Here is a 23,559-nt window from a genome sequence, read left to right as displayed (position 1 = left end):
CTGCGCCCCTATTGTCGATACGAAAATAGGCGATTTACCTGCTGGGATCGGCCTTTATTCCGACACCTGGGCCACAAGCTCGGCCAGCTCGGCCACCGTGGCGTTGTTGCGCGCCGTCTTCTCCGCGCTTTGCGCCGCCCCCTCGGCCGCCGCGGGCGCCCCCGCCGACGCCGATGCCGCCGCGGACGTCGGCGCCTTGGCGCAGCCGGGGCAGCGCAGGGTTACCTGGGTGCCCTCCCCCAGCACGCTCGTGTACACCATCTGCGCATCGGGGCCGAAGAAACCGATCATGCGGTCGTGCACGTTCTTCACGGCAATGCCGAGACCGGTGGACGACTCCACCTGCGTGATGTTCGCGCAAGTCTCCTCAGTCATGCCCACGCCGTCATCGCTCACCACGATGACCACGTCGTCGCCATCGGCGTCGGCCTTCACCGTAATGGTGAGCTTGCCCTCCGAGGGCATGGCGTGCTTGATGGCGTTCTCCACGAGCGGCTGCACCAAAAACGGCGGCACCATCATGTCCAGCAGCGCGGGGCTCGCGTTCACCTCGAAGGCAAGGCGCGCATCGCCGAAGCGGGCCAGTTCGAAGTTGAAGTAGCGCTGCACCTGGTCAAGCTCGCGAGCCAGCGAGATGCGCTCGGTGGAGTCCTCCAGGGTGCGCCGGTAGAACACGGCGAACTCCCGCAGAAGCGTGCGGGCCTTCATGGGATCGGTGCGAATAAACGAGGCGATGGTGTTGATAGTGTTGAACAGGAAGTGGGGGTTGATCTGCGTCTGCAGCATCTTCAGCTCCATGGAGGCGGCCAACTTGCGCTGGGTCTCCATTTCCACGGCGGCCATTTGGGTGGCGAGCAGCTGGGCGAAGCCGTGGGCGATGGAGCGCTGGGTCTCGGTGATTTTGCGCGGATCGCGGTAGTAGAACTTGAGCGTCCCCTCCACCCGACCGCCGACGAACAGGGGCTCCACGATGGCGGCCTTGATACGGTTCTGCTCGATAGGCGCCGGCAGCCCAATCTCCTCGGGTGTCAGCAGCACGAGCGTCTTCCCCCGGCGAATGCACTCGTGGGTGGCGCTCGTGCGGATGGCGATGCCCGCCGGGTTGTGGGCCTCCTGGTAGCCGGCATAGCCGAGCACGCTCTCGCAGTTGGTGAGAGCGACCGCGATGGCCGAGGTGTTCGGAAGCAGGAGCTCGCACACCTCTTGGGAGGCCTCCTCGGTGAGCCCGTCGCCCATAGCGTCGATCATGGACGAGGCCAGTTGCAGCATGGCATCGGATTGCAGGGCGCGCACGGAATCCGGATCCATCATGAGCCGGATGACCATGACGATGGAAACGGTGAACACGGCGCCTGCCGCTATGAGCACGGGCACGGGGAACTCCGGCTGCGAGAACGTCCACACGAGCGTGATGCCCGCCAGGGCGGCAATGGTGGCCGCGAGCATTTCCTGGTTGAACTTGGGCACCCCGATGCCCCGCGTGGACACCGTACCCGATTCGCGCTTCGCCATAATCGTACCCCCTGATCGCCGCCATAATTGACGCCAGTATAACAAACTTAGGAACGCCAGGGAAACGACCTAGCCCCAAACCCCTAGCTGGTTCACGACGAGCAGGACGGCGGCCACCACGAGGAAGCCGGCGAACAGGAAGCGCAGCTGGCGCTCGGGCACCTTCGGGATGAGCTTCGCGCCCAGGGTTGCTCCGGGGATGGAGCCGCAGGCCACGGCGATGCCGGCGATCCAGTTGATGTTGCCGAGCAGCGCTTGGGTCACCGTGCCCGGCACGGCGAGGATCATGACGGCGATAAGCGACGTGCCCGAAGTGAGCTTCATGGGAACATGCAGGATGGACATCATAAGCGGCACCATGATAAAACCGCCGCCCACGCCCACGTAACCCGAGGCGAGACCGGCGAAAAGTCCGATAGCAGCCCCGATGGCCGCCTCGCGCCAACCGATCGTCGGGGCCTCCGCATGCGCCCGTTCGATGGCGGCGGCACGATCCTCGGCAGCAGCTTCCTTTGCCGCCGCATCCGCGGCACCGGCCCCAGCGCCCCGAGGTACCTTCGGAGCCTTCAGCGCTTTGCGGAACATCGTAACGGAAGAGTAGGCGATGATGAGCGCCGCCGCTCCCATGACGGCCCAGTCCGGCGAGAGAGTGGCGAGCCACACCCCTAAAGGCGACAGGCAGGCGCCCCCGAGGCCCGCGGCCACGCCGAGCTTCGGCAGGCACGTCTTGTTGCGAATATGGGAAATCGCGCCCGAAACCGACGTCGGGATAATCGTGAACAGCGAGGTGGCCGTGCACATGAGCGAGTCCATGGCATAGCCGAGCTTGAACGCCGGCACGAGCAGCATGCCGCCGCCGATGCCAAGCAGTCCTGCCAAAACGCCAACCGCAAGACCGACGACCAGTGACACGAGGAACAGCGGAACCATCGCTTCCACGACGCTAGTCCTCCATATCCAGACGGATCTGGGTGGTCATGCCGGCGTCGATGTTCGTGCGCGGCACGGGCCGGGGCGCCGGAACGCTCGCGGGGGCCGGGGCGCTCGCGCGGGCCGCGGCTGCCGCAGGAGTCACACCAGCAGCCTCGCCTGCGACGACCTCCGCCGCGACGTCCGCGGCAGCCGGGGCGCCCGTCGAGACGTTCGCGGCCGCCGGAGCCGGGACCGGGGCCGCGGCCGCCACATCCTGGGCGCGCAGCATGGCCGAGCGCACCAGGGCCTCGGAGAGCAGCTGGTCGCTTTCCAGACGATTCATGGCCTCGGGCCAGACGTACTGGAACTCGAAGTACTTCGCGCAGTTGGCCTCGGCGTAGGCCGAAGCCGCACCCGTGGCGGCCTTGGCGGCCAGGCGGTAGGCCTTCTTGTCGGGGCGTCCGAAGCTGCGCATCCATGCCGTAAGCCGAATGCGGCGCAGAAGGCCCGGCTCCAAAAACGGCCCCGGGTAGGGCTCGAGCGAGGCCGGCTTCACCTGCTGAAGGTCGATGAGCGCCCGGGAGTATTCCAGCTTGCGGTACTCGTAGAGCCACCGGAAGATGTCCTGGCGGAAACGCGTGCCCTCGCTTGCGGTGCGCGGGGGCAGGTGACGCAGCACCCACTGGTTGTCGAACCAGATATCCGAGCCGTACATGCGCAGGTCGAGCATGTAGTCCAAATCCTCGCCGCGGGTGATCCACGGGTCAAAGGCGAGGCGCCGGAACGCCTCCTTGTGGACGGCCAAGCAGCCGCCGCACACATGGTTCGAGCGCGACAAACGCGGGCCGCGCATGGCCTTGGTGATCCACTCGTTGAAGGCGCGGCCCTGCTGCCAGAAGCGGTTGTACCACTTGTCCTCCCATTTCGAGAGGTAGGAGTCTTGGTCGTTCAAATAGTACCCCGTCTTCGCCACGATGGGCACGCCCTGGCGCGTGAGCTTCCCGAGGCCGTACATGGCCTTTTCCAGGAATTTCGGGTCGTCGACCACCTCGTCGTCGTCCAAGAACACCACGGCGTCGAAGCCGAGCACGTTGGCCACGAGCAGGCCCAAATTGCGGATGGCGCCGTAGCCTTGAAGGCCGATCTCTTTGGAGAGGCGCTCGATGTTCTGCTGGGCCATGCGCTGCTCGATAAGCGCCAGCTCTGCCGCGCCGATGACGAGCGTGGTCACATCCGGATGGCGGTTGGCGATGGCCTGCACCTTCTCGGCCGCCTGCACTTCCAAAGACACGTCGGCGGACACGAGGATGACCACGAGTCCCAGGCCCTCCACCTTCGCCAGCGACTCCAGGCAGCGGCCGAGCTCCCCTTCTTGGTTGGGGGCGGTGGGGTGGTCGTAGGTGCTCACCACATCGGCCCCTCCGCGGTGGCGGCGGGGGTAGATGAACGTGGGAATGACGACGACGGGGTTCATGGAGGTCCTTTCGAGTTCAGTCGAAGAGTGTTACATCATTTTAGCGCGTTCGCATCCAGCGGCAATCTCGGTAGGCAAAATGTCATGAACGGAACGAGCCGGCACGGCGAAGACCACCCCGCCCATACACGGGGTATTGTCGCAGTCGCGCCCTGTTATCGCCGGCGTCGTCCGCCCTTGGGCGCACCGGCGCGGCGGCGCTTGGTATCGCTCACTTTCTCCTTGTTCATGCGGCGCGCCTCCTCGCGACGATCGCGCATGGCGGCCATCTCCTGTTGAAGGGCCTGGTAGGACGCGTAGCGCTCCGGTGTCAGCTCACTGGATTCCACAGCCGCGCGCACGGCGCAGCCCGGCTCCTCGTGGTGGGTGCAGTCGCGGAAGCGGCACTGCGCGGCCAGCGCCTCCACATCGGGAAAAGCCGCGCCGATGCCCTCTTCGGCGTCCCACAGTCCCAAGCCCCGCACGCCCGGCATATCCACGATGCGGCCGGCGCCGGGCACCTCCACAATCTCGCGGCTCACCGTGGTGTGGCGGCCCTTGCCATCCCCCTCGCGAACTGCGCCGACGCTTAAGACCTCGGCGCCCACCAGCATGTTCACCAGGCTGGACTTCCCCACCCCCGAGCGCCCGATGAGCACCGTGGTGGTGCCCGGCGCCAGAAGCGCGCGCACGGCCTCCACCGATGCCGGGTCGTCCTCGGACACGACGAGCACATCGGCCGCGGGAGCAGCCAGAGCCTGCACGGCCTCCACGGTGGCCCGGGTGGCCGCGTCGTCGGCCAGATCGGCCTTGGTGAGCACGACGGTCACCTCGGCCCCCGTCTCGAAGGCCAGTACCAGCTCGCGCTCGAGGCGCCGCAGGTTCACCTCGCCCACGGGCTGGGCCACGATGACCCGCTCGAAGTTGGCGGCGAGCACCTGGGGCACGGCGCGCTCGGTGGGATCCTTGCGCACGAACTCGCGGGTGCGCGGCGCTATGGCCTCGATGACGCCCTTATCGTGCGCCGGGGGCACCGCCACTTCCACGACGTCCCCGATAACGGCCCGTCGGCGCTCCCCCTTCACCAGGGCCGTCGCGTGCTCGCAGCGCAGAAGCTCGCCGTCTTCCAAACGCACGAGCGGGTACCCCCGGTCCAGCTTCACCACTTCGCCGCGATAGCGCGCCTCGGCCATCAGCGCTGCCCCTCCCTCATCTGGTGGAACACGATGAGCATGATGAAACCGATGGCGACCAGCATAAGCCCCGGCAGAAACGCGCCGATGTCAAAAGGCTGCTCGGTGACCGACCCCTTTTCCACGAAGGTGACCGCGTCGGCGTGCAGGTCGGTTAGCCCCTCGTGCTCCGGGCAGATCAGATGGAAGGTGCCGCGCACCTGCAGCGTCGTGCCCTTGCGGCCGTAGGCTCCGTAGGTATCGATGACCTCGGTGGACTCCGTGTCCATGAACACGGGGATTTCGGAGTGAGCCCTATCGGAGCCCTGCAGGACGATCCAGCTGTACCCGGGATCGAACTCGGCGCGAATGCGGTCTCCAATGACCTCGCCCGTCACCTGCACCGTCTGGTTGTTCAGGTAGGAATCGGCCTCCTGCAAAGCGGAGATGGAGGTATCGTAGATGAAAGAGCTGTCGGGCTTTTGCTGGGGGTTCACGAGGTTATCCTCGCTCACGTCCTCGCCGAAGACTGGGTCGGGAAGCTTCGGACGCGCGGGCTGGACGACGGCCTGGCCGTCCTCGCCATCGGCCCCGTTTTCGCCCTCGGTCGCGCCGCCGCTCGCGCCTTCGCCCTCGGCGCCTCCGCCTTGCACCGCGCCGCCGTCCGCGCCTTCGCTTCCAGCGCCTTCGTTCCCAGCGCCTTCGCCGGCCTCTACGACGCCCGTGTCGTCCGTCGGCACATCCTTGTTGGTCACACCGGCATCAGAGGAAGCCGTCGTGGCGCCGTTGGCAGCCCCCGTCGCCCAAGCCACAGGGCCCGGCGCGGCCAGAACCGCCGCGAGCGCGATCGCCAGAAGCGCGATACCCCGCCGCCTCATGAGCGCTCCTTCGGTCGAGGCCGCGGCACCAGGGAGGCCACCACTTCCACAATAAGGGCGAACAGCGTCATGAACTCCAAGCGTCCGGCCCACATCTGGAAGATATAGAACAGCTCGAGAGTTCCCGCCATGCCGGGCCCCGCCACCGACGTGATGATGCCGCCGTTGGACGTCATGGCCACCGACTCGAAGATTGCGGGAATGGCCTCGAACCCGTGTGCAATGCCCACCAGCGCGCCGATAACGTAGGTGATCACGTACAGGATGAACACCGTCATGGCCTCTTTCACAATTTCCGGCGTCAAGGTGCGCCTGCCCACGTGATTGTAGGAAACGACGACGCGAGCCGAATCCGGTGCCAGCGTCTCCTTCACGTTCGACACGATGGACTTGAAGATGATGCCCATGCGCGAGAACTTGATGCCGCCGGCCGTGGAGCCGGAAGCACCGCCAACGGCCATGATGAACGCCAGGGTGAGGAAAGCGCCATTGCTGAAAGCGGTGGTGATCTGGTTGGTGGTGACCACCTGAAAGCCCGTCGTGGTGAACGCCGAGATGATCATGAACAGGCCGCGGCGCAAGAGGGCGAGCATGTCATCGAAGGGCGACAGGGCAAGGGTGGCCGTGAAGACGAAGGCCATGACCCCGATCCAAAGCACCATCGTCTTCGTCTCGATGTCTCGGAAAAACGGGAGCGGACGCCCCTTCCACACCTCGGCGTGAATGACGAAGCTGATGGAGCCCAAAATCATGAGCACCATGAGAATCGCCTCAAGGGGGAAGGAATGGTAGTACATGATGGAAAGCTGCATGGGCGTGAAACCGCCGGTCACGAACCCGGAGGTAGACACCCACAGCGCGTTCAGGAAGGCGCGAGTGGGCTCCATGCCCATGAACAGGCATAACGCCGTGATGATCACCGTGGCGACAGAAACGATGACCAGGGTAATACGAGCAATGAACTGGGTGGTCTGCACCACGTTGGGCACCACGTGCTCGCTGCGGCCTTCCGACGAAAACAGCGACGCGCCGCCGCCGCGGCCGAAAAGCCCGAAGGACAACGCCACCACGATAAGGCCGAGACCGCCCAGGGCATGCATAGCGAAGCGGAACATGTTGTCGGCGTAGGAGAGGTGATCCAAATCGACGATGAGCGAGGCGCCCGTGGTGGTCAGGCCGGAGACGCCATCGAAGACGGCATCGAGGTAGGTCATGTAATGCCCCGAGAAGTACAGAGGGAACGAGGCGAACAGCGCGAGAACAACCCAGGCGAAACCGGTCACCGCCAGCGCCTGACGGCGATCGAGGCGTCCGGGTTCGATGCGCAGAAAACGCAGACTGCAGCCCGCGACCATGGTGATGCCGATTGCCGCGAGGTAGCGCGCCGCCGGCTCCCATTCCTGAAAGACCAGCGCCGTCGCCAAGGGAAGGGCCATGAGCGCGGCGAAGAACAACAGGAGCGTTCCCAGGTAGTGCCCGATAACGCGCAAGTCGTAGGGGGTGAATCGCTGCCACATAGTCCTTGCCCCTAACCGAGCACGATGCGCGTGAGCGCCATAAGCACCCACAGGCCGATAATGAAGCAGACAATGAACAGCAGCACGAGCACGATGGCCGCCGCCGGCGAGGTGGGCTTGACCTCGGGAACCCTGCGCGCCATGGCCTAGCGCCCCACTTTCGTGCGTGCGGAAGCATCCGCAAGGGCGGCCACTGGGGCGGGTGCGGATGCGAGCCCAAAAGCGGATGCGGATGCGAGCCCGCAAGCGGGTGCGAAGCGCGAGCAACGATGGGCGGAAGCGCTTTGGCGATCGCGCGGATATGTCAGCGATTTCGTCATGGGCGTATTCTAGTACAATGAGCCATGCGGGTCACCAACGGTAACCCGCACGGCATGATAAACGGAGGATACCGGCCCAGAACACACGGGCTTGAAACTCTTTGCCGACCGGAGGTGCGGGACGCCCTGATTCGCTCAGACAGTCCTCGCTCTGCAGAACAGGACATTCAGTCCTGTTCTGTTCGCTGCGGAACTTGCTCGGTCAGGGCATCCCGCACCTCCTCTGCATCCGTAATCCAGCTGAGGAGGAGCAAGCCGTGAACGCCCAGGACTTCGAGAAGAGCCTTCGGGATATCGTCGGTTCGCAGAATGTGCGTCCTGACGAGCCCCTGGCCGAGCATACGACATTTCGCATTGGGGGGCCGGCGCAATGGCTCGTGACGCCGCGCTCCGAAGACGAGGTGGCGGCCGTCGTGTCGACTTGCGAGGCGGGCGGGGTTCCCTGGCGTGTGCTGGGACTCGGCTCCAACGTGCTCGCGCCCGACGAGGGACTTGACGGCGTGACGCTTCTGCTGGCGGATAATTTCGCGGACGTCGAGGTGCTGCCCGGCGGCCTCGTGCGGGCAGCGGCCGGGGCCACGAACGCCGCCGTGGCCGCCGTGGCGCGGGATACCGGGCTTGCAGGCTACGAGTTCGCCAGCGGCATTCCCGGCACCGTCGGAGGCGCGGCCATCATGAACGCCGGCGCCTACGAGGGCCAGTTCTCGGACGTAGCCGTGGAAGTACGCTGCCTGGTGCCCGACGGGAATTCGTGGAGCATCGTGAGCGTGCCGGCAGCGGAAGCCAACTGGGGCTATCGCACCAGCCGCATGATGCGCGAGGGCTGGGTGGTGCTCGGGGCCACGCTGCAGTTGCGCGCCGACTCCCCTGCCGCCATCGCCGCGCGCATGGAAGAGCTGCGCGAGCGCCGCGAGAGCAAGCAACCGCTGGAGATGCCGAGCGCCGGCAGCACCTTCAAGCGCCCCGAGGGCCACTTCGCGGGGGCGCTCATCCAAGAGGCCGGCTGCCAAGGCCTGCGCGTGGGCGGCGCGCAGGTGTCCGAGAAGCACGCCGGCTTCGTCGTGAACACCGGCGACGCCACCGCCGCCGACGTGCTAGCACTCATCGCCGAAGTGCAGCGCCGCGTTCGCCAGACCACCGGCGTGGAACTGGAGCCCGAAGTGAGGCTGTGGCAGTAGCCTGGCAGCAATTCGCAGGGGGCCCGAGAGTATCCACAGAACAACGCGCTCTTTTGCCGTTTTTCAAGCACAGCCCGTAGCCCGAGGTGCCTTTTCGCCACACACCCGAGTACAACTCGCAGCCCGAGGCGCTTTTTTTGTCAGGGCAACTGCGCGCCTTCGTCATTTTTGCGGGTCGGGCTACGGTGTTAGCTCATGTTGACAAATAGATGCTAAGCAATGACCTGCTTTTTTGCTCTATACTACAAAGTTTGCTGCATACAACACCGTAGCCCGGGGCGACTTTTTGCCAGGGGCGTCGTCACTCGTTGACATTTTCGAAGGTCTGGCTGCGGTCTTCGGCGGCGGCTTTGCGGCAGCGGCGGTGCAGAAGGTAGGCCCAGGCGAGAACCCTCAGCCTTCGCAGCCGCGCCACGCCTCCCTGCGGGTCTCGTCGAGCACGTCGGTCACCCACTGCACCACATAGAGCGGATCCACAGCGCACTCGACCCCGGGGCAGTGCCGCGCGACGACCTCGACGATCCATCTGGCGCCGTCGACAAGGAGACCACAACCACAGCCCTACCGCCCGATGAACCGGTATCCATCTTTCTCGGACAAGATCCGCGATATGGCACCTGCCCTCTTCCAGGATCGGAAGTTTGGTACCCCGAATTCGGCCAAAAACCGCAGTTTGGTACCTCGACTCCGAAGAAACACCAGGTCAGAAATTCGTACGTGCAAGTTTTCAGGTACCAAACTTCGCAATTTGACCAAGGCAGGGTACCAAACTGCCAAACTTGGCACCATTCGATGCCAAACTCCGCAAGTTGGCCGCAAAAAGGGCGACACCAGGTACCAAACTTCCGTTCCTGACGTCGCCCTTGTTGTTTTCGGGCATCAAACCCCCGGTCCCACCGACGGGCGGTCGCACGCCACCCTCCCGAGCAGCCACCTCATGCAGCGGCAACTACCTCGCGTGGCAGTAACTACTTCGTGCGGAAGTAGTCGACACCGCCTTCGAAGAGGGGCTGGTAGGTGTTGCCGAAGGTGTTCTTGTACAGGCCCGCGCCGGCGCGTTCCGTGTGACCCATCTTGCCGAGCACGTGGCCGTCGGGGCTCGTGATGCCCTCGATGGCGAGCACCGACCCGTTGGGGTTCACCGCCAAATCCATGGAAGGCTGCCCCGCGGCGTCCACGTACTGAGTGGCAACTTGTCCGTTCGCAATCATGGAATCCAGCAGAGGCTGCGGCGCCACGAAGCGCCCCTCGCCGTGGCTGATGGCCACCGTGTGCATCTCGCCCACTTCCATGCGGCTCATCCAGGGGGACATCGTGCTGGCCACGCGCGTTCGCACGAGCGTGCTCTGGTGACGGCCGATGTTGTTGAAGGTGAGGGTGGCGCAATCGGCGTCCATGGGACGGATGTCGCCGAAGGGCACCAGGCCCAGCTTCACGAGCGCCTGGAAACCGTTGCAGATGCCGAGCATGAGGCCGTCGCGCGCCTGCAGCAAATCGCGCACCGCCTCGGTGACCTCCGGGGCGCGGAAGAAGGCCGTGATGAACTTCGCGGAGCCGTCGGGCTCGTCGCCGCCGGAGAAACCTCCGGGAATCATGACAATCTGGGACGCCCGAATAAGACGCGCCAGCTCGGCGGTGGATTCGGCCACCGCCTTGGGCGTCAGGTTGTTCACCACGTACACGGTGGGCACGGCGCCGGCCCGCTCGAAGGCGGCAGCGGAGTCGTACTCGCAGTTGTTGCCGGGGAACACCGGAATGACCACGCGCGGAGCACCGGAGGCGTCGCCCAGCAGCGCCGGGCCGTGGTAGGCCGGGGCCGCCTCCCCTTCGAAGCTGATGGCGGGCACCGTCTCGGCCGCTGCGCGCTCTTCCGGCGAGGTGCGGTACGGGAACACGCTTTCAATCCCGCTGCCGCGTTCCCACGCCTCCTGAACCACGGCGAGATCGGCCACTTGGCCGTCGCACGCCAGCTCGTAAGCGCTGGTCACCTGACCGAGTGACACCACATCCACGTTGGCGTCGAGCCCGGCATCTTCCAAACGCGTGACGACGGACTGGGCATCCTCGCCGGCGGCCAGCTCGATCACGAACGTGCCGTAGGCCGGCTCGAACAGCTGGCCCATGTCGATGTCCTCGTCCACGGTGATACCCAGGCCATTGCCCACGGCCGCCTTCACCAGCGTCTCGGCCAAGCCGCCGTAGGCGCCGCTCGCGCAGGCCCGCACGACACCCGCACCGATGAGGTACTCCACCGCGTCGAAGGCGGCGCAGACGCTCGACGCCAGCGCGTCCTCGAAGGAAACCCAGATGAGGTTGTCGCCCGCTTCCTTCAGCTCCGGCGAGGTGACGCGGTCGATGTCACCGATGGCCGTCGCGAAGGACACAAGCGTGGGCGGCACATCCAAGTCCTCGAAGGAGCCGGACATAGAGTCCTTGCCACCGATGGCGCCCACCCCGAAATCGATCTGGGCCATGAGCGCGCCGAGCACCGCCGCCATGGGCTTGCCCCAGCGCTCGGGATCCTGGCGCAGCTTCTCGAAGTACTCTTGGAAGGTGAGGTACATGTTCGCCCGCTCGAAGCCGGTGGCCACGAGCTTCGCCACGGAATCGAGCACGGCCATGTAGGCACCAGCATAGGGGTCGTAGGACGAAAGATACGGGTTGAAGCCCCAGGACAGGCCCGAGACCGTCGTGGTCTTGCCGCCGAGCACCGGCAGCTTCGCCACCATGGCGAGCGCCGGGGTGAGCTGGCGCGCGCCGCCGAAGGGCATGAGCACCGTGGCCGCGCCGATGGTGGAGTCGAAGCGCTCCACAAGGCCCTTGTTCGAGGCGCGGTTGATGTCGCCCATGAGCGCCGCGAGGGACACTTCCAGCGAGTCGGCGTCGCACACGGCGTCCACCACGGGGTCGGTCAGCTCGCTTGTCGCCTCGAAAGCGCGGTCGCAGGCGCTTTCGGCGAAGCTCTCGTCGGCCGGCGCGGGCACGGCCACCGCCGCATGCTTCGGCGCGCCGTTGCTCGCGAGAAACTCGCGGCTCACGTCCACGATGGTGTCGCCGCGCCAATGCATGCGCACGCGCGGTTCTTCCGTGACTACGGCCACCGGCGTGGCCTCCAGATTTTCCTCGTGGGCCAGCGCGATGAAGGCGTCCACGTCCTCAGGCGCCAGCGCCACGGCCATGCGCTCCTGCGACTCGGAAATGGCAAGCTCCGTGCCATCGAGCCCGTCGTACTTCTTGGGCACGGCGTCCAGATTGATGTCCAGACCGTCGGCCAACTCGCCAATAGCCACCGACACGCCGCCGGCGCCGAAGTCGTTGCAGCGCTTGATCATGCGGCAGGCATCCCCGCGGCGGAACAGGCGCTGGATCTTGCGCTCCACCGGCGCGTTGCCCTTCTGCACCTCGGCCCCGCAGCTTTCCAAAGATTCCACGGAATGGGCCTTGGAAGAGCCTGTGGCGCCGCCGATGCCGTCGCGGCCCGTGCGGCCGCCGAGAAGCACCACCACATCCCCCGGCGCCGGCGTCTCGCGACGCACGTGATCGGCCGGCGTAGCGCCCACCACCGCGCCGATTTCCATGCGCTTGGCGGCGTAGCCGGGGTGGTACAGCTCATGCACCTGGCCCGTAGCCAGGCCGATCTGGTTGCCGTAAGAGGAGTAACCGGCCGCCGCCGTGGTCACGAGCTTGCGCTGGGGCAGCTTGCCGGGAATGGTATCGGCCACGGGCACCGTGGGGTCGGCCGCGCCCGTGACGCGCATGGCCTGGTACACGTAGGAGCGGCCCGAGAGGGGGTCGCGGATGGCACCGCCCACGCAGGTGGCCGCGCCGCCGAAGGGCTCGATCTCGGTGGGGTGGTTGTGGGTCTCGTTCTTAAAGAGGTACAGCCAGTCCTGCTCCTCGCCATCGACATCCACCTTGCACTTGATGGTGCAAGCGTTGATCTCCTCGGACTCGTCGAGCCCGGTGAGAATGCCCTCTTTCTTCAGCCACTTCGCGCCGATGGTGCCCATGTCCATGAGGCAGACCGGCTTCTCATCGCGGCCGAGCTCGTGGCGCAGCTCCAGATAGCGGTCGAAGGCGGCCTGCACGTTGGCGTCGGCGATTTCCACGTCATCGAGCACGGTGCCGAAGGTGGTGTGGCGGCAGTGGTCCGACCAGTAGGTGTCGATCATCTTGATCTCAGTGATGGAAGGATCGCGGCCCTCTTCAGCGAAGTAGGCGCGGCAGAACTGGATGTCGGCCAGATCCATGGCCAGGCCGCGCTCGTCGATGAAGCGGGCCAGCTCGTCATCGGAAAAGGCGGTGAAGCCCTCGATGACCTCCACGTCGGCCGGGCGCTCGAAGGCCATGGCCAGGGTGTCGCGAGGCTCAAGCGACGCTTCGCGAGCCTCCACCGGATTGATAACGTAGCGCTTCACGGCTTCCACGTCAGCGTCGGTCAGGTTGCCTTCCAGGTAATACACCACTGCCGAGCGAACATCCGGGCGCTCGCCCTGGCTGATGAGCTGGATGCACTCGCTCGCCGAGTCGGCGCGCTGGTCGAACTGGCCGGGCAGGTACTCCACGGCGAACACGGCCGCGCCGGGGGCATCGGGCAGGTCGTAGGTGGCGGTGTCGGACTGCGGCTCGGAGAACACCGTGGGCACGCAGGCGGCGAACAGCTCCTCGCTCGCGCCTTCCACGTCGTAGCGGTTCACCAGGCGCACGCCGGTCAGCCCCGAAATGCCGACGATGTCGCGCAGCTCGGCTGCCAGGGCGCGAGCCTCGCCATCAAACCCGGGCTTCTTCTCAACATAGACGCGAGATACCATGGATGTGCCTCTCTCTTCAAGGAATGAGCGCTCGAACTTTTCCATAGGGGTGGACCTTAGTTCAACTGACCCCCCCGTACGGGGCGACCTCGGTCGCTCCTCACCAAGTGGAGTCACCTCACTTGAGAAGGGGCGACCGAGGTCGCCCCCTACGGTAGGTGCTACTCGGTTTTTTGAGCTTTTTCGGCCTCTTTGGCGGCCTTCTTCTCGGCTTGCATCTTCTCACGGTTCGACAGACGGAAGCCGCTGCCGAACAGGCCGCGGCGGGCCGGCTTCACCGGAGGCTCGTCGGACTCGCCGGCATCGGCGGCATCGGCATCCCCATCGGCCTCGCCAGCCTTCTTCTGGGCCGCATGGCGGTTCTGGTTCTTCCCCGACCCCTTCGCCTTCACCTGCTTGGCCTGCTGCACGCGGCGCGCCTGCTTCTCGGCCTTGGCGTTCTTCTCCTCAAGCGCCAGCATGCGCTCCTGGTAGGCCACGCGCTCCTTCTTGATCTTCCAAAAATCGAGCACGAAAGCGGCGATGATGAACACGTAGGCCAAGATGAGCGTCACAACCGCCACCTGAGGCGGCAGCGACTGCTGGCCGACGAAGCTCAAGGTCGTGCAGCCGATGGCCGCGATGAGCAGGATCCACCAGATGAGGCGCAGACGCTTGTAGCGCGGCGTGTCGGGCTTGTAGTACTTGCGCTCCACCTCGCGCTGCTTGGCGGCGGCGGCCTTGCGGGCGGCCTTCTCCTCGGCCTTGCGCTGCTCGGGCGTCTTCTTCGCCGATTTCACGGTGACCGAGGCGGCGGCCTTGGCCTTGGGCTTGGCCGAGGCGGCCGACTTGCGCGTTGTGCCGGTGCGCTCCTCGGAGGTGTAGCGTTCGTTCATGGGGTTGCGTTGGGACATCTCTCTCCTTCAGTTCACGTCATCTTGAGCGCAGGCCGAAAGGCCGAAGTCGAAAGATCTCGCGAGATTTTTCGACTCGCTCCGCTCGCTCAGAATGACGGCGGGTTTTGCGGGCGGGCGGCGCTAGAACGTCGCGGGGTCGAACTTCTTGCCGGTGATGGTCTCGTAAGCCTGAATGTACTTCGCGGACGTGGCGTCGATGATCTCCTGGGGAAGGCGCGGCGGGTTCCCGGTCTTGTCCCAATGGGCCGTCAGCCAATCGCGGACGAACTGCTTGTCGAAGCTGGGCTGGTCCTTGCCCTCCTCGTAGGTATCGCCGGGCCAGAAGCGCGAGGAGTCGGGGGTGAGTACCTCGTCGGCCAAGATGATGGTGTCACCGAGACGGCCGAACTCGAACTTCGTGTCGGCGATGATAACCCCGCGCTCGGCCGCGTGGTCGGCGGCGGTGGTGTACACCTTCAACGCCAAGTCGCGCAGGGCCGTGGCATCCTCTTCCCCGAGGATTTCCGTAAGGCGCTCGAAGGAGATGTTCTCGTCGTGGTCGCCAATCTCGGCCTTGGTGGAGGGGGTGAAGATGGGCTCGGGCAGCTTCGAGGAGTTCACGAGGCCTTGGGGCAGCTCTATGCCGCAGACGGTGCCCTCGCGGTTGTACTCCTTCAGGCCGCTGCCAGCCAGATACCCGCGCACGATGCACTCGGCGGGGAACATGTCGGCCTTCTTCACTAGCATGAAGCGACCGCGCAGATAGTCGGCGTAGGGCTGGAACTCCTCGGGCAGGTCGGCCACGTCGGTGGAGATGAGGTGGTTCTCCACGACGCCGTCGAGCAGATCGAACCAGAACTTGGAGAGCTGGGTGAGCACCTGGCCCTTGTAGGGGATCTCGTCTTCCAGAATGTAGTCGAAGGCCGAGATGCGGTCGGTGGCCACGAGCAGCAGCCTGTCGCCCAAATCGTACAGATCGCGCACCTTGCCCTGCGCGTCGGGAGTAATGTCGATTCCCGCCATGAGTGCCCTTTCTCCTTGATGGCCCGGCTGCCGCTCCGCTCGAACACCGCCCAACGGACGCCGTTCGAGCGCAGGTACCCAAGCGCTTTTCGCGTATCGGACATTATGGCACAAATACGGCCCTCGCACCGTCGCTTCACAGAGAACGGCACGATACCCCTTCTGTTCGAAATGGCCAAAAAGTACCCATTAACTGTCAGTCGGCGCACCATTTCTGGCCATTGATTGTCCGGCCAGCAAAAAGCCCTCCATCCGTTTCGCGTTTCGCCTGGTCAGAAGACGCGGCAATCGACGAGAACATGGACGCGCGCGCACCAAATGCAGCTAGCGGTCCTTTTTTGGCCAAAACGGGGCCAGCACAGGGGGCAACTCGCAGCTAGCTACCCGTTTTTGTCCAATACGTGTCCACCGCAGGGCTAGCTCGCAGTTAACGACCCCTTTTCGGCCAAAACGTTACCATCCCAGGGGCTAGCTCGCAGCTAGCTACCCGTTTTTGTCCATCTCGATCGTCAGGCGCCCAGCAATGCCGTAAATCGCGCCATCCGGATCGCCGCGACGTTGCTTCGAGGCCGCAAAACTTGCAGAACGCCGAAGGGCACCTTCTCCTATCGGCTTGCTTTCGCGGGCTTTTTGTGGCCGGTACGCTTCTTGGAGTTGCGGCGGTGCTTGGAGGCGTCTTCGTCGTACAACGGGATATGGATGGTGAAGCAGGCGCCCTTGCCCTTCTCACCTTCCACCTGCACCCAGCCGCCGTGGCGGTCGACGATCTCCTTCACCACGGCCAGGCCCACGCCAAGGCCGCCGCTCTCGCGGTTGCGACCGGCGTCGGCGCGCCAGAAGCGCGAGAACACCATGCGGGCCTCTTCCTTAGTAAGGCCGATGCCGGTGTCGCGCACGGCGATGGAGGCCATGATGTCGCCCTTCTGCACCGACACCGTGATGTGGCCGCCCTCCGGCGTGTAGCGCACGGCATTGGAGATGAGGTTGGCCGTGGCCTGGCGGATCATATCAGCGTCGCCCACTACCATAACGTCGGGCTCGGCGTCGTACTCCAAGGTGAGGCCGGAATCGGACACGAACATCTCGTGGGTGGCGACGATGCCAGAGATGAGCTCGCCGACGTTGACGACCTCCTCCTTCATGGGCTCGCCGCGGTTTTCCAGACGAGACAGCTTCAACAGCGCATTCACCAGCCGCGACAGGCGCTGGATCTCGGAATTCACGGTGACCAGGCGCTCCTCATCGGCCTCGTAGACGCCATCGATCATGGCCTCCACCGTGGCCTGGATGGCCATGAGCGGGGTGCGCAGCTCGTGGGCAACATCGGTGGTGAGGCGCCGCTCCAAATCGCGGTCCTTCTCCACCGACTCGGCCATGACGTCGAAGGTCTCGCCGAGGCGCGCCACCTCGTCCTCGCCGGTCAGCTTGGTGCGAGCCGACAGATCGCCGTCGCCGATGGCCCGGGCCGTCTTCATGATGCGGTTGATCGGTGACACCAGGTTGCGCGCGAAGAGGAAGCCGATGCAGGAAGCAAGCACGATGGCCACACCGCCGGCGATGAACATAGCCTGGTAGGAGTTATCGCGGAACTCCTGGTCGGGCTGGCGCATAAGGGCCTCAGAGCCGTAGACCCACAGGCGCACGGTGCCCACTTTCTCGCCATCGGGAAGCACGATGGAAGCCGTGGCCGCCTGCGAGCGGTCCTGAGGTGCGAAGGACGTGAACACGTCGCCCTGCTGCTCGTCGATGATGACGGAGGAGTCGAAAACGGTGCTCCCCTTCAAGTCGATCACCCGCACGCCCACACCGCTCGTGAGCTCGGTGGCCTGGGCGGCCGGGCGGGTGGTCTCGGGATTCCACAAATCGCCGGTCTCCTCGTAAATGGCCGCGATGCGGTTCGCCGTGGTCTCGCAGAGCGTCTGCATGTTGTCGGCCGTGTAGGTGCGGAAATGCTGCTCCCACACAAAGGAGACCACGCCGATGGCCACAAGGGCGGTCATGGCGGCGATGAGGGCGAAGGCCAAGGTCACGCGGGTCGTATAGGACAGGTTCGACCAACGCAGGTGCTTCTTTTCCTTCTTGCGTTCCGGAGAAGGCGAAGAGGCCGCCGGTGGGGCGACCTCTTCAGCGGTTTCCAGAATGCGCGGTTTTGCTTCCGTCTCGGTCATGGAACTCCTTCGAAGCAGACGGCGGACACCAAAGCCGAGCGGCTCCGGCGGCAAGTACGCGAAATGAACGGGCGATTACTGGCCGTTCTTGGTGGGATCCTCGAAGCGGTAGCCCACGCCGTGCACGGTGTGGAGCCACTTCGGGTTGCGCGGGTTGTCGCCGATCTTGGCGCGCAGGTTCTTCACATGGGAGTCGATGGTGCGCTCGTAGCCCTCGAAGTCGTAGCCGAGCACCTTCTCCACGAGCTCCATGCGGCTGTACACGCGACCGGGGTAGCGGGACAGCGTGGTGAGCAGCTTGAACTCGCTGGCTGTCAGGTCGATCTCCTCGCCGGAGACGAGCACCTTGTGACCGGAGACGTCGATGGTCAGCTCGCCGAACTCCAGCACCTCGCGCTGGGGCTCGGAATCGGCGTGCACGCGGCGCAGCAGGGCGCGGGCGCGGGCCACCAGCTCGCGGGGACTGAAGGGCTTCACGAGGTAGTCGTCGGCGCCCAGCTCCAGACCGATGATGCGGTCCTCCACCTCGCCCTTGGCCGTGAGCATGATGATGGGCACATCCGACGTGTCGCGGATGACGCGGCAGACGCGCTCGCCCGGCACGCGGGGCAGCATGAGGTCCAAAATGACCAGATCGAAATGGTGCTTCTGGAACTCCTCCAGGGCGTCCTGGCCGTCACCGACGGCGGTCACCCAGTAGTTCTCGCGCTCGAGGTAGGCGGTCACCGCATCGCGGATGGCCTTCTCATCTTCAACCAGAAGAATGCGTCGCGTTTCGTTGCTCATGGAATGTGCTCCTTGCATACTCGCTTGCAGTTTCTAGGATGCCCAAGCTTAAATCTGTGTTGACCTGCTATTTTATCTGCAGCTGGCACATATATCAGCCCGGTAGTCGTGTTTGCGTTTATTGTAGCGTTTGGCTCCATACGGTCGCCGAGGTGTATGCGAAATGACACAATAGCCCCATGCCACAGAGAAGATCCGCGCCCACGCGGCGCGTTGCTACAAAACAACCCACATCCCTCTCCCTGCCCGGGGGCCATGAGCTTCTGCTGACGCGCCGTCACTTTCTTTACGGCGTGGCCGGCGTGGCTGCATTGGCCGCCGTGGGCGGCGGGGCCGCTTGGGCTGCCGGTCGCTCCAACGATGACGATGCCCTGAAAACCTTGAAGGTGCCCGAAGGCGCCGTTACGGCCCAGAGCTCCCTGGAAAAGATGGAAAGCTACGAGGACGCCGTCACGCTTGCCGGCTCGGCGAAGCTGCCCTTCGGCACGCTCGTCTGGTGCAGCGACGACGCCGTCGCCGCCTGCTTGCTTCCCACGGAAACCGCCAAGCCCCTGGCCGAGGTGGGGCTGCTCGATCTGGTCTCCGCCGAGTGCACCACTATCCTCGAGCACGCCGTGGGCGAGGCCGAAGGCTTCGAGATTTACGACGTGCGCGCCAATGCCGCCGGCGTCATCTGGACCGAGGCCGACATTTTGGACAGCCTTTGGCGCGTGTACGCGGCGCCGCTTTCCGGCACGACGTTGGGCGAGCCGCAGCTGCTCGACGAGGGCGACGTGAACTGGGAGATGCCCACCTTGGCCGTGGCCGGCGCTTTCGCCTTCTGGCAGCGTCTTCCGCAACTGGACGGCAACGCGCGCGTAGAGGACTCCCTCCTTAAGCGTGCTGCCTTCGGCACGGCCAACGTCCAGATGGTATATGCCTCCCAAGGGCGCATGGCCTGCGCGCCCACCTCCTGCGGCGACAGCCTCACCTTGGCCCCCCGTGCCCGCACGAGCGGCACCTACTACCAGCTCACGCACTTGGACGCCGCCACCGGCGAGGTCACCGACGCCTGCGTTTTGCCCTCATCCATGCGACCCATGGAGTGCAGCTGGGGTAAGACCGGCTTCAGCTTCGCCTTCGACGGCATCTACAACTACGGAGAGGGCATCGCGAATTTGGGCACCTACCTGCCTATGGAAGCTCCCGAGGCGGTCTCGCTCACGGCGGCCAACGCGGAAGAGACGGCTGCGGAGACGGATGAGGCGGACGATGCCGCACCGTACCTTCCCGTCGCCTGCGCCAATCCCGGCACCGAGGCCTACAGCGCGGTACCTTGGTTCCATTTCGCGGCGAACCCGCTTTCCGCACCGTGCTGGTGCGGCGACTGGCTCATGGTGCGCGGCGGCAGCTTCGTGGTGGCCGTCGATTTGGCGGGACGGCGCTATGCGCAACTGCCCCTCGAGGAGGGGTCGGGCGACTACAACGATTTCCTCGCCTCGACGCACGTAGGCACGCGGGCCGTCACTTATTGCAACGTGGACTACACCCCCATCGGCGGCGAGCAGCAGAAGCACTGCCTCGTCCGCATTTGGGAACCGGCGGCGTAAGGGCGCTCTAGCTTGTCCGCGATCGGGACGGGAGGGCTCCCGTGAAGACCTCTGCGCGCCCTCCGAAGAACGCGGCCGTTAAGAAACAGCTTCCACTTCAGCAGCAACGATGCCGGGATAGTACCGGCCTATGTGCGTTCCTTCCGCTGTTTCTTTTGCCGCGTTCGCAGGAGGACAAAGCGCGCAGCGGGCTTCACGGGGGCCCTCCCGTCCCGATCGCTGTTACAACCCGAAGTACTCCTGTTTGGCGGTAAGGATGCGGGTGAGGGACTCGTCGAGGCGCTCTTCAGTCAGCTCGCCCACTTGCACCGCGCTCAACACCCCCTGGTAGGCCTCGTCGAGGCGCTCAGGCATGAGCGGGATGTCGCAGCCGGCCTTAAGTGCCGCGACCGCCGCTTCCGCCGGGGTGTAGTAGTCGGTGATGGCGCCCATGGAAAGCGAGTCGGTGACGATGATGCCCGTGTACCCGAGAGAATCGCGCAGCATGCCCTGAACGACGGCCGAGCTGAGCGGGGCCGGCGTGCTGTCGCCGACGATGTTCGGCAGACTCACGTGTCCCACCATGATCATGGGCACCCCCGCTTCGATGGCCGCGCGGAAGGGCACGAGGTCCACCGTTTCCAACTCCTCGTTGGTCGCCTCGATGGTGATAGCGCCCTCGTGGGAATCACCGGCCGCCGCGCCAATGCCCGGGAAGTGCTTGGCACAGCAGAGCATCTTCTTGTCGCGGAAGCCCTCCACCTCGGCCCGCACCATGTCGGCGGCCACGGCGGCGTCGCTCGAGAACGAACGCAGGCCCATGGTGTCACTGCGCAGGGGATCCACCACATCGGCCACGGGAGCGAAATCCAGGTTGAATCCAAGGGGCATCAGGTAGTCGGCGATCTGCTCGGCGGCGCGCTTGGCCGCCTCGGTGTCGCCGGCGCTGCCGAGGGCCGAGGCGTCGCCCACATCTTGAGCCCCGAAGGCCTCATTGTCGGCGACGCGCACGACGGTGCCGCCCTCTTCATCGACAGCAATGAAGGGTGCCACGTTTCCGGCGTCGGCGTAGAACTGCTTGACGTTCGCGAGCATGGTCGTCGTCTGCTCGGGGTCGAGCAAGTTCTGAGCGAAGTAGACGATGCCGCCCACGGGATGGGCCGTTACTCCCTCGCGAGTCATGTCGCCGGCCTGAGTGACTTGCGACACGCCTTCCACCAGCGCTTCCGGCGTCACGATAAACAGCTGGGCCACCTTCTGCTCGAGCGTCATGGCGCCGATGCGCTCGTCCACAGCAGCACGCGCGGCGACTGCGGCGGCTTCGGGGTTCTGACCGTCACCAGCGCCTTCGCCGCCCGAACCGTCCACCCCGGTCGGTCCGCCCGTCCCGTTCGATCCGTCGCCCGCGCAGCCGCTCAACGCTAGGCTTCCGCCGGCCAAAGCCGCCAGCCAGACAAAACGGCGGCGGGTGATGGAATCAACCAGAACAGTCACACTACTTCCCTTCGAACAACGCGATCCCCTCGAACGACGCAGTCCCTTCGAGCCAACCGCGCACGCACTCGCAATTTCACTTACGCCCACCAGCATAGCGCCAGGAACGCCTTGCGGCAACGGGCCACCGCACGATGCCGAAGCACGTAACGGTCACTTCACTTTCTGTGAAGACGGAGGCACGCCGCTCGCAAATAGGGAATAATGCGAGATATCGCAAAACGGCGATCGAAGCAGGAGGAGGATTTGTGACCTATCTCATCACCTTTCTGGAGGGCATCATCACCTTCGTGTCGCCGTGCCTGCTTCCCATGATTCCCATCTACGTCACCTACTTCGCCGCCGGCGAGGAGGTGCGCACTTCAGTGGTGCTGCGCAACGCCCTCGGCTTTGTGCTCGGCTTCACGTGCGTGTTCATCGCTATGGGAGCTTTGGCTTCGTCGGTGGGCGCGTTCTTCATCGAGTATCAAAGTGCCGTCAACGTGGTGTGCGGCCTGGTGGTCATCGCCTTCGGACTGTACTTTCTCGGCATCATCAAGATCAACCTCTTCCACGGCGCGAAGAACCCGCTGGCGGGACGACAGCTGGGATTCTTCTCCTCGGTGCTGTTCGGCGTCATCTTCTCCATCGGATGGACGCCGTGCGTGGGGGCGTTCCTCGGCTCGGCGCTCATGCTGGCCTCGCAGCAGGCATCGGTGGCGCAGGGCGTTATCCTGCTTCTGTGCTACTCGGCCGGCCTCGGTATTCCGTTCGTGGCGGCTGCCGTGCTCATCGACAAGCTGAAGGGCGCTTTTGCCGTCATCAAGCAACATTACGATATCATTAACAAGGTATGCGGCTGGTTTCTGGTCGCCGTGGGCGTGCTCATGGCGACGGGGCTGCTCGGCGGCTTCTTGCGCCTGCTGAGCTAGCCGGTGGAACCGGGCCCGAAGGAGAAAGGTTCGAACATGAGCGAGAACGAGAAGACGCCGACCGACGCCGGAACTCCGGTTGAGACGGAGATCGCGGCCGACGAGCAGACTCCCGATGCTGGCGGACAAGCAACGACGAAGGGCGCTCCGGCAACGGCAAGCGCGACCCCCGCGGCAACTGAATCTTCGGCAGCCGAGCAGCGAGGCGAGGTCATCGGCGAGCGCTTGGCGGCTTTGGAAGCAGAGGAGAAAGCCAACGCTGCCACCCCCGAAGGAGAGAAGGCCGACCGCAAGAAACACGTCGGCGTCATTGTGGCCGCCGTCGTCTTTGCCGTGCTGCTCATCGGCGCGGGCGTGGCCTACAGCGTCCTGGCGCCGACGGTCGATGACAAGCAGATAGAAGTTACCGGCACCGATGCCGTCCAAGAAACCGAGGTAGATGCCACCGCCGACGCCGACGTTTCCGACGATACCGGTGACGGCAACGGCGCCAACGCAGCCACCACCCCGGCCCCGGACTTCACCATGACCGACGCGGATGGAGCGACCCTCACCCTGGCCGACTTCAAGGGCAAGCCGGTGCTGCTGAACTTCTGGGTTAGCTGGTGCGGCCCCTGCGCCAGCGAGATGCCCGACATCCAGTCTGCCTGGGAAGAACACGGCAACGACGTCGAGTTCGTCATCGTGAACATGACCGACATGAACGGCGAGACCGAGCAGTCCGCCAAGGCCTTCCTCGCCGAGAACAACTACACGTTCCCGTGCTACTTCGACGCCAACAACTCGGCGGCCACGGCCTTCGGAGTGAGCTCTATCCCGCAGACCTACCTGATCAACGCCGAGGGCAACATCATCGGCGCCTACATGGGCGCCATGGATGCCTCAGTAATCGCCCAGGGCATCGACATGCTCACCGGCAACACCGCTGCCCCCGCTGCGCAGTAGACGCCTCTTTCAGCATTTGTTCGTACAAAGAAGGCC

17 protein-coding genes are annotated in these 23,559 nt (G+C 64.9%); 4 read left to right on the top strand and 13 right to left on the bottom strand.

Translation table 11 applies throughout. From position 1 onward, the window contains the following. Nucleotides 1-54: 54 nt before the first annotated feature. From ACW4LP_RS04280 to ACW4LP_RS04250, 7 genes are all read right to left on the bottom strand, one after another. Nucleotides 55-1,512: a GAF domain-containing sensor histidine kinase gene (locus tag ACW4LP_RS04280; RefSeq protein WP_181815521.1), complete on the bottom strand. Its 1,458-nt coding sequence runs from the start codon at nucleotides 1,510-1,512 to the stop codon at nucleotides 55-57. A gap of 69 nt (nucleotides 1,513-1,581) precedes the next feature. Then, nucleotides 1,582-2,442 carry a sulfite exporter TauE/SafE family protein gene (locus ACW4LP_RS04275; protein ID WP_114540133.1) on the bottom strand — a complete coding sequence of 287 codons (861 nt, stop codon included), beginning with the start codon at nucleotides 2,440-2,442 and terminating at the stop codon, nucleotides 1,582-1,584. A gap of 13 nt (nucleotides 2,443-2,455) precedes the next feature. Then, the gene (locus ACW4LP_RS04270) at nucleotides 2,456-3,898 is read right to left on the bottom strand and encodes a glycosyltransferase (protein WP_114540124.1); all 1,443 of its coding nucleotides are present in this window, start codon (nucleotides 3,896-3,898) and stop codon (nucleotides 2,456-2,458) included. A gap of 155 nt (nucleotides 3,899-4,053) precedes the next feature. Next, on the bottom strand, nucleotides 4,054-5,070 hold the full coding sequence (gene rsgA / locus ACW4LP_RS04265; protein ID WP_114540123.1) for a ribosome small subunit-dependent GTPase A: 1,017 nt from the start codon (nucleotides 5,068-5,070) through the stop codon (nucleotides 4,054-4,056). After that, nucleotides 5,070-5,927 carry a hypothetical protein gene (locus tag ACW4LP_RS04260; protein WP_114540122.1) on the bottom strand — a complete coding sequence of 286 codons (858 nt, stop codon included), beginning with the start codon at nucleotides 5,925-5,927 and terminating at the stop codon, nucleotides 5,070-5,072. Before ACW4LP_RS04260 ends, rsgA begins: the two co-directional genes overlap by 1 nt. Beyond that, complete coding sequence (locus tag ACW4LP_RS04255; protein WP_114548585.1) at nucleotides 5,924-7,444, bottom strand: TrkH family potassium uptake protein; 1,521 nt, start codon at nucleotides 7,442-7,444, stop codon at nucleotides 5,924-5,926. The genes ACW4LP_RS04260 and ACW4LP_RS04255 overlap by 4 nt, the downstream gene beginning before the upstream one ends. A gap of 11 nt (nucleotides 7,445-7,455) precedes the next feature. Beyond that, a complete protein-coding gene (locus ACW4LP_RS04250) occupies nucleotides 7,456-7,587 on the bottom strand; it encodes a hypothetical protein (RefSeq protein WP_256156164.1) in 132 nt (43 codons plus the stop codon). A gap of 434 nt (nucleotides 7,588-8,021) precedes the next feature. On the opposite strand from ACW4LP_RS04250, the gene murB reads away from it, so the two are divergent. Next, on the top strand, nucleotides 8,022-8,942 hold the full coding sequence (murB, locus tag ACW4LP_RS04245; RefSeq protein ID WP_114548584.1) for a UDP-N-acetylmuramate dehydrogenase: 921 nt from the start codon (nucleotides 8,022-8,024) through the stop codon (nucleotides 8,940-8,942). Between the two features lie 968 nt (nucleotides 8,943-9,910). On the opposite strand, the gene ACW4LP_RS04240 is transcribed toward murB, so the two are convergent. The 5 genes from ACW4LP_RS04240 to ACW4LP_RS04220 all read right to left on the bottom strand — a co-directional run bounded on the left by ACW4LP_RS04240 (nucleotide 9,911) and on the right by ACW4LP_RS04220 (nucleotide 18,605). Further along, nucleotides 9,911-13,753 (bottom strand): phosphoribosylformylglycinamidine synthase, encoded by a 3,843-nt coding sequence (locus ACW4LP_RS04240; protein ID WP_455803489.1) that lies wholly within the window; start codon nucleotides 13,751-13,753, stop codon nucleotides 9,911-9,913. 161 nt (nucleotides 13,754-13,914) lie between these two features. After that, entirely contained in the window at nucleotides 13,915-14,646 is a 732-nt protein-coding gene (locus tag ACW4LP_RS04235; protein WP_114548582.1) for a hypothetical protein, read from the bottom strand. A 123-nt stretch (nucleotides 14,647-14,769) separates the two neighbouring features. After that, complete coding sequence (locus ACW4LP_RS04230) at nucleotides 14,770-15,651, bottom strand: phosphoribosylaminoimidazolesuccinocarboxamide synthase (protein ID WP_114548581.1); 882 nt, start codon at nucleotides 15,649-15,651, stop codon at nucleotides 14,770-14,772. Between the two features lie 605 nt (nucleotides 15,652-16,256). After that, a complete protein-coding gene (locus ACW4LP_RS04225) occupies nucleotides 16,257-17,819 on the bottom strand; it encodes a sensor histidine kinase (protein WP_114540115.1) in 1,563 nt (520 codons plus the stop codon). A gap of 75 nt (nucleotides 17,820-17,894) precedes the next feature. Beyond that, nucleotides 17,895-18,605, bottom strand: a complete 711-nt coding sequence (locus ACW4LP_RS04220) for a response regulator transcription factor (protein ID WP_114540114.1) — start codon at nucleotides 18,603-18,605, stop codon at nucleotides 17,895-17,897. A 179-nt stretch (nucleotides 18,606-18,784) separates the two neighbouring features. On the opposite strand from ACW4LP_RS04220, the gene ACW4LP_RS04215 reads away from it, so the two are divergent. Continuing rightward, the gene (locus ACW4LP_RS04215; RefSeq protein WP_114540113.1) at nucleotides 18,785-20,194 is read left to right on the top strand and encodes a twin-arginine translocation signal domain-containing protein; all 1,410 of its coding nucleotides are present in this window, start codon (nucleotides 18,785-18,787) and stop codon (nucleotides 20,192-20,194) included. 222 nt (nucleotides 20,195-20,416) lie between these two features. Here the strand turns inward: ACW4LP_RS04215 and ACW4LP_RS04210 are convergent, their stop codons facing one another. Further along, nucleotides 20,417-21,667, bottom strand: coding sequence for a glycoside hydrolase family 3 N-terminal domain-containing protein (locus ACW4LP_RS04210; RefSeq protein ID WP_181815520.1), 1,251 nt, complete (start codon nucleotides 21,665-21,667; stop codon nucleotides 20,417-20,419). Between the two features lie 248 nt (nucleotides 21,668-21,915). Here ACW4LP_RS04210 and ACW4LP_RS04205 point away from each other — a divergent pair, with 248 nt between their 5' ends. Together ACW4LP_RS04205 and ACW4LP_RS04200 are read left to right on the top strand one after the other, a co-directional pair. Continuing rightward, the gene (locus tag ACW4LP_RS04205; protein WP_114540111.1) at nucleotides 21,916-22,578 is read left to right on the top strand and encodes a cytochrome c biogenesis CcdA family protein; all 663 of its coding nucleotides are present in this window, start codon (nucleotides 21,916-21,918) and stop codon (nucleotides 22,576-22,578) included. A gap of 36 nt (nucleotides 22,579-22,614) precedes the next feature. Continuing rightward, entirely contained in the window at nucleotides 22,615-23,523 is a 909-nt protein-coding gene (locus ACW4LP_RS04200; protein WP_256156161.1) for a TlpA family protein disulfide reductase, read from the top strand. Nucleotides 23,524-23,559: the final 36 nt, after the last annotated feature.

Source organism: Adlercreutzia sp. CNCM I-6215 (assembly GCF_977072315.1).
This window is presented reverse-complemented; position numbering and strand designations above follow the sequence as displayed.

Excerpts from the sequence above, each read along its gene's own strand:
- ACW4LP_RS04280 (WP_181815521.1), bottom strand. The coding sequence starts at position 1,512 with ATGGCGAAGCGCGAATCGGGTACGGTGTCCACGCGGGGCATCGGGGTG.
- ACW4LP_RS04275 (WP_114540133.1), bottom strand. The coding sequence starts at position 2,442 with ATGGTTCCGCTGTTCCTCGTGTCACTGGTCGTCGGTCTTGCGGTTGGC.
- ACW4LP_RS04270 (WP_114540124.1), bottom strand. The coding sequence starts at position 3,898 with ATGAACCCCGTCGTCGTCATTCCCACGTTCATCTACCCCCGCCGCCAC.
- rsgA (WP_114540123.1), bottom strand. The coding sequence starts at position 5,070 with ATGGCCGAGGCGCGCTATCGCGGCGAAGTGGTGAAGCTGGACCGGGGG.
- ACW4LP_RS04260 (WP_114540122.1), bottom strand. The coding sequence starts at position 5,927 with ATGAGGCGGCGGGGTATCGCGCTTCTGGCGATCGCGCTCGCGGCGGTT.
- ACW4LP_RS04255 (WP_114548585.1), bottom strand. The coding sequence starts at position 7,444 with ATGTGGCAGCGATTCACCCCCTACGACTTGCGCGTTATCGGGCACTAC.
- ACW4LP_RS04250 (WP_256156164.1), bottom strand. The coding sequence starts at position 7,587 with ATGGCGCGCAGGGTTCCCGAGGTCAAGCCCACCTCGCCGGCGGCGGCC.
- ACW4LP_RS04240 (WP_455803489.1), bottom strand. The coding sequence starts at position 13,753 with ATGGTATCTCGCGTCTATGTTGAGAAGAAGCCCGGGTTTGATGGCGAG.
- ACW4LP_RS04235 (WP_114548582.1), bottom strand. The coding sequence starts at position 14,646 with ATGTCCCAACGCAACCCCATGAACGAACGCTACACCTCCGAGGAGCGC.
- ACW4LP_RS04230 (WP_114548581.1), bottom strand. The coding sequence starts at position 15,651 with ATGGCGGGAATCGACATTACTCCCGACGCGCAGGGCAAGGTGCGCGAT.
- ACW4LP_RS04225 (WP_114540115.1), bottom strand. The coding sequence starts at position 17,819 with ATGACCGAGACGGAAGCAAAACCGCGCATTCTGGAAACCGCTGAAGAG.
- ACW4LP_RS04220 (WP_114540114.1), bottom strand. The coding sequence starts at position 18,605 with ATGAGCAACGAAACGCGACGCATTCTTCTGGTTGAAGATGAGAAGGCC.
- ACW4LP_RS04215 (WP_114540113.1), top strand. The coding sequence starts at position 18,785 with ATGCCACAGAGAAGATCCGCGCCCACGCGGCGCGTTGCTACAAAACAA.
- ACW4LP_RS04200 (WP_256156161.1), top strand. The coding sequence starts at position 22,615 with ATGAGCGAGAACGAGAAGACGCCGACCGACGCCGGAACTCCGGTTGAG.